Source organism: Aquidulcibacter sp. (genome assembly GCF_044346625.1).
Taxonomy (GTDB): Bacteria; Pseudomonadota; Alphaproteobacteria; order Caulobacterales; family Aquidulcibacteraceae; genus Aquidulcibacter.
Genome location: NZ_JBIIYV010000115.1, coordinates 1 through 5,707 on the forward strand (window position 1 = coordinate 1; position 5,707 = coordinate 5,707).

Annotated in this window: 5 protein-coding genes and 1 pseudogene; 5 read left to right on the top strand and 1 reads right to left on the bottom strand. The window is 50.6% G+C overall.

What is annotated here, in order from left to right; translation table 11 throughout:
• Positions 1-266: 266 nt before the first annotated feature.
• The 3 genes from ACIQ20_RS15510 to ACIQ20_RS15520 all read left to right on the top strand — a co-directional run bounded on the left by ACIQ20_RS15510 (position 267) and on the right by ACIQ20_RS15520 (position 3,743).
• Entirely contained in the window at positions 267-1,475 is a 1,209-nt protein-coding gene (locus ACIQ20_RS15510; RefSeq protein WP_395781883.1) for a nucleotidyltransferase family protein, read from the top strand.
• A complete protein-coding gene (locus ACIQ20_RS15515) occupies positions 1,475-3,304 on the top strand; it encodes an ABC transporter ATP-binding protein (RefSeq protein ID WP_395781885.1) in 1,830 nt (609 codons plus the stop codon). The genes ACIQ20_RS15510 and ACIQ20_RS15515 overlap by 1 nt, the downstream gene beginning before the upstream one ends.
• Positions 3,305-3,455: 151 nt before the next feature.
• Positions 3,456-3,743: a PqqD family peptide modification chaperone gene (locus tag ACIQ20_RS15520; protein ID WP_395781887.1), complete on the top strand. Its 288-nt coding sequence runs from the start codon at positions 3,456-3,458 to the stop codon at positions 3,741-3,743.
• Positions 3,744-3,842: 99 nt separating this feature from the next.
• Here the strand turns inward: ACIQ20_RS15520 and ACIQ20_RS15525 are convergent, their stop codons facing one another.
• Positions 3,843-4,805, bottom strand: a complete 963-nt coding sequence (locus tag ACIQ20_RS15525; protein ID WP_395781889.1) for an IS110 family transposase — start codon at positions 4,803-4,805, stop codon at positions 3,843-3,845.
• Between the two features lie 290 nt (positions 4,806-5,095).
• On the opposite strand from ACIQ20_RS15525, the gene ACIQ20_RS15530 reads away from it, so the two are divergent.
• Entirely contained in the window at positions 5,096-5,458 is a 363-nt protein-coding gene (locus tag ACIQ20_RS15530) for a helix-turn-helix domain-containing protein (RefSeq protein ID WP_395781891.1), read from the top strand.
• 59 nt (positions 5,459-5,517) lie between these two features.
• Positions 5,518-5,707, top strand: a pseudogene (locus ACIQ20_RS15535) (IS630 family transposase); the annotation flags it as partial.

The window sequence follows — 5,707 nt, forward strand, 5'->3', positions numbered from 1 at the left end:
CCCACATCACACCCCGCGGCGTCGCACTCAACTCCGTCGACTTCAAAGCACAATCCAAATACACACGAGGCGACTCCGCCTCATACTATAACTCTTACTCAAAATATTACTCTTCTTAAGGATTGGCTCGCTTTTTGCTAAGACAGGAACAGCGCAAGCATTGGTATTTATTGCACGATGTCCAATGACTGCGCCTTAGTTGTAGTGGCGTATGGCGAAGTGTTATTCTTAGAGCAATTAGGCAAAGATACGAGGAATTTTCTATAATGAAGAGCTTAGCCGAAAAAGGCCATGCAAGAACGGACGCGACCGCGCAATTGCTACTATTGTTGGCGCGCGATACGCTGCCTAAGGATATGCATGCGACCGCTTTAGCACTGGTAGCGCAAATTGAAGATTGGCAGGAGTTTTTCAAGTTATCGCTAAATAATGCTAGCCTTCCATTTGTATACAAACATCTCACCGCGCTGAAACCGACGACTGTTCCTGCAGATCTCTTGGCCGATATCCGTCTTTATGCCATGGCGCGCACAATCAGTGCGCTGAAACTCACATCCGCAATGGCATCATTCCAGCGAGACTGCGTCGAGCCAGTCGGTGCACGGCATGCCTATATGAAGGGCCCTGCTCTGGCGCACAGATTCTATAAGGATCCAAACACGCGATCCTGTAGTGACATTGATGTGATAGTACTTGAGGCTGATTATGAGAAAGTTGCGTATCTGGCTTATCAGAAAGGCTATCGGTTCTTGCTGAATAGCGAGGACGGCACCTTTGTTTCACAAGCGCAGGACCTGTCGTTCTTAGTCCGACACGCTGACGTGATATCAATGTTCGATCAAGATAATACTCACATCGAACTTCATCGTCACATCGAGAAAACAACACCAATCTTCCCGGTGCCGCGAATTCTGCGAGAAGCACACGATATGGAAGTCGGGGGGAGTAAAATCAGAACTTTTTCCACTGCGTGGCACTTCGTTTACATAACCTATCATCATTCGCGGCATTTTTGGTCGCGGCTTCATTGGGTTGCCGACTTACATGCCCTCAGGGCGCATGCCTCGTTCGACGAAGCTGAGGTCTTAGGAATTGCAGCCGAAGTTGGCCTTCTCCCCACAGTGAAAGCAGCTTTGTCGTTCGCAGAATTAACCTCAGAACCTCAGTCTTGGCCGACACATTTGGCGCAAACACCAGGCGGAATATTCTTGGACGCGGCCTTGCGTGGCTTGCCTGGTGACTCTGCTTTCGAGTTGGAGAGCTGGGACGCCATGTTTTTGTTCGATTTTGGGGACCAATGGCAATTTGACTCGAAGCGGAAATTTGTATTTTGGGCTCAGTCTGCGCTGCGGCGCATTCAACCCAATATCTATCAATATCTAAAGCACCGCCGACCAAGACAGCTTGAATGGTTATATCGCCTCGAGAATATCTTCATCCTCATTGGGAATCTAGTCAAACGGATCGGTGCCTAATGTCGGTGCAACCGCAAACTGCTTGGTTTGAAAAAATTTTTAAGACAATTGCGTCGGCCTTAACGACCGCCCGTCGCGTTTGGACGATCCTGATGGAAAGCGGCCCTTGGTTGACGGCCGCTGTAATCGCCGCAACCCTAATGGAGGCAGCGCTCTCGATTGGTTCCCTTTATGCTATCAAATTGCTTGTCGACGCAATTGGCAAGGGACTGCAGACCTCTCAAGGTCATGCTGAAATTTTTTGGTTCCTCGGTTTGACTGGTGGTGCGCTTGTTTTCGCGGCAATCGCTCAATCTGTGGCGAATCTGTTGCGGATGCGGCAGGGCTTTGTGGTTGGCGATTTGGTCAATAGCAAGATTCATGATCGCGCGATTGCGCTGGATTTGAGCTTTTATGAGAGCCCACAATATTTTGACTCACTTCAAAAGGCCCGAGAAGCGGGCTCGCAGCGCCCGGCACAGGTTATTGGCAATGTCATCAATGGCGGGCGCGGCACAATCGTTCTTGCGGCCATTCTCGTCATGTTGGCTGCAATTGAATGGCGACTATTGCCGATTCTTTTGCTGACAGTTGGCGCGGCTTTGGGCGTGCGGCTACTGTTTACAAAGCGCTTGTATGATTGGCGGATGACACGTGCGCAACTTGAGCGCCGCTCGGGCTACTTGGATTGGATGCTCACGTCGAACCTTCATGCGAAAGAATTGCGGATCAATGGGCTCGGAGGCTATTTTGCCCTGAGATATAAAGAACTGCAGTCAAAAATCCGCTCCGAGAACATGGCGATTGAGCAGGGGCGAGCTATTTTCGAGCTTGGGGTTGCGGCTTTTGCCTCGATCGTCTTTATGGGAGCTGCCGCTTTCTTAATCGAGGCCGCGCTGAAGGGCACACTGACAATAGGGCAAGTGGCCATGTTTGTTCTTCTTCTGCGCCGTGCCGAAGGAGCCGGTAATGAGTTGGTTTCTAGTATTTCGCGTCTGGTCGACGACCATTTGTATCTAAGTCGGTTGTTTGAGTTCTTTGATACCAAAGCAAGAATTGTTGCTGACGAGAAACCTCTCGACATCGTTCTGCCACTCCAAGCAGGCATTCGGATGGAGAATGTCAGCTTTCGCTATGAGGGCGCGGAGCGGGCTTCAATTAACGCCATCAATTTTGAAATGAAACCCGGCCAAATCGTCGCCCTTGTTGGCGAAAATGGCTCAGGCAAAACCACATTGATCAAGCTCCTGAACAGGCTCTACGATCCAACGGATGGAAGGATTCTATTGGATGGCAAGGATATACGACACCTAGATCCAGAAGCCTATCGCGCCCTCTTTAGTGTTATATTCCAAGATTATTCTTGTTACGCTGATACCATCACGAACAACATTCGATTTGGCAATGTGGACCTGCCCTTCAATGAAGAGGTGGTACGGCACGCGGCGGAAATTGCCGGAGCAGATCAGTTCATCAGCGCTTTGCCCGCCACCTATCAAACACCTTTAACCAAGCTTTTCGACGATGGTCATGACCTGAGCATTGGTCAGTGGCAGCGAATTGCTCTGGCGCGCTCGCTTTTTCCAGACTCCCAATTCGTGATCATGGATGAGCCAACAAGTGCCGTTGATCCGGCCGCTGAATTTGAATTGTTTGAGAACTTCCGAGAGCGTTTGGGGCAACGTGGCGCTCTGATCATCAGTCATCGGCTTTCCACGGTTAGACAAGCAGACTTCACCTATGTGCTCGAGAACGGACAGATCCAGGAAGCGGGAACTCACGATCAACTCATTGAATTGAACGGTAGCTATGCCCGGCTATTCAATATGCAAGCTAAACACTATTTGTAGAAAATTGAGAATGATGACTCCAACGAAGCGGATGAAGTTGAAATCATTTGCATTTAACCCTACAAATAACGTCAATAATGCTTGGACAATGTGTGACCTCGATACAGATTGATCGACAGCAAGCAATAACCACAGGACAGAGAGTAAAGTTATGAGCCAAGATTCAAATCACGCAGTATATTCGCGTTCGAATGTCCAAGGCAGTGCCTTGGGAGACGAGATCGTTTTCTTTGATGAACGTGTCGGCAAGTATTTTGCGACCGGGTCGGTTGGAGCCGACATCTGGGCTTTGCTGGAGCGGCCTATGTCCATGGAAGAAATCTGTGTGGCTCTGATGGAGGCCTATGAAGTAGATCGCAACACCTGCTTCGCGCAGGTGAGTCAATTCCTTGGCAAAATGGCGGAAATCAATCTTGTTGAGGTACAAACGCCTGAATGAACAGGGAAAAATTCCCCATTTAGGCGAGTAAAACATTGAAATCTATGTTTTTTACTTGACCATGAAATGGTTAACCGATATCTAGAGTATCCGTTGTCGTCAAGCTGGTTTTGGCGTCCACAATTTGCCTTTTGACAGGAGAGCGTTGGCGACGACGACCAGCTTTCGCATGATGGCTGTTATAGCGATTTTGGGTGATTTGCCGAGTTTGATCATGGCGTTGTATTTGGCCTTTAGGTCAGGGTTATAGCGGCAAGCGACGAGGGCTGGCATGTAGATGGCTTGGCGAACATGGGCGCGTCCCCCGCCTATGTGGCGCTTGCCTCTCATCGCACCGCTGTCACTTGCGATAGGGGCAAGGCCTACGAGGCTAGCAGCTTGGGCATTCTCGATTGAACCGAGTTCTGGCATATCGATAATGAAGGTGCGTACGGTTGCAGGACCAATGCCAGGGATCGAGAGCAGGATTTTTTCCTTTTCCATAAGGTCGGGTTGGGTTGCCATGATGGCAGCGATTGCGGCGTCTATTTGAGCGATCTGGGCATCGATATGGGCAATACGGGCTTTGGATTGACGTTGCAGAAGCGGGCTCCGTCGGACATGTCTGCGGTTTGATGCTGCTGTACGATCTTTGACTAAAGCAAGCCGAGCAACGCTTAGTTCCTTCATTTCATCAATCGCTTGGCTGAAGATTGGCTTGGGTTCCAGGTTGTGTTCATGGCCCATGCGGGCGAGCATGGCAGCGTCCACTGCGTCGGTCTTGGCACGCTTTCCCCGCGACTGGGCATAGCGTTTGGCTTGCAGTGGATTGATCTTGCACAAGGGCAGCTCAGCCTTGGCCAGAGCACGTTCAAAGTCATGGTGATAAGCCCCGGTCGGCTCGAACACCACACGCACCACCTCATATGCCTGTAGCCATTTCAAGAGGTCTTTGAAGCCATGAGGCGTATTTGGCACGCTGTGCGCTTGCCCAACTGGATAAGCGTGTGCGTCCAAAGTAGCTTTGGAAATATCCACACCAATGCTTTGCGCATCAGCGATTTTTAAGATAGATTGTCTCATCTTTTCCGATCCTATGCTTGTCATTCGTGCCTCAAGCACGCGTATCCGTTCAGGCCTTTTGGAAAAGAGAGGGGTGATCAAACTCTAATTCGGCCCCAAAAGGCCAGCGTTTCCGCGATCCATCCCCTCCCGCTTTTGGTGAGTTGATCCCTCACCAAAAGCACCCCTACTTACCCAAAAGGTCAGGATCGTCATAAGACAAGCGTTTCCCTTTCGAGCTGAATCGGAAGGATTCCCAAATCAGATGTGATGTGATTCACCATGGAGGCTGATGATGGAGGTCGGCTTTTATGGCTCAGGCATTATCGATGGATTTGCGGTCGCGTGTGATCAAAGCGATTGAGGGTGGTTTGAGTTGTCGGGCGGCGGCAATTCAGTTTGGTATCTCAGCTGCGACAGCGGTTCGCTGGCGGGCGCGCCATAAGCAAACCGGCCACTTTGAGGCGATGGCACGTGGCGGAAACATGAGGGCTTGGAATCTCGATGATCACTACGGGATTGTCATGGAGGTTTTTGAAGCCAATCGTGACGCCACCTTGGCTGAAATGTGCACTGATTTGGCGCAGCGAGGCATTGTCACAACAAAATCAAGCCTTGATCGATTGTTTGTTCGCCACGGCTTCACGCGTAAAAAAAGACTGGCCACGCGATAGAACAAGATCGCCCCGACGTTCTTTCGCGCCGCCATTCCTGGTTTGCTGGCCAACTCGACATGGACCCGGAGCGTTTGGTCTTTATCGACGAAACATGGACTGCGACCAATATGGCGCGCACCCATGGCCGTTGCGCAAAAGGTCAGCGTCTGCGCATGGGCTTTCCTCATAGCCACAGGAAAACTACGACACTGGTAGCAGGCCTGCGCCTATCAGGCATGGTTGCGCCGATGGTGCTAGACGGTCCCA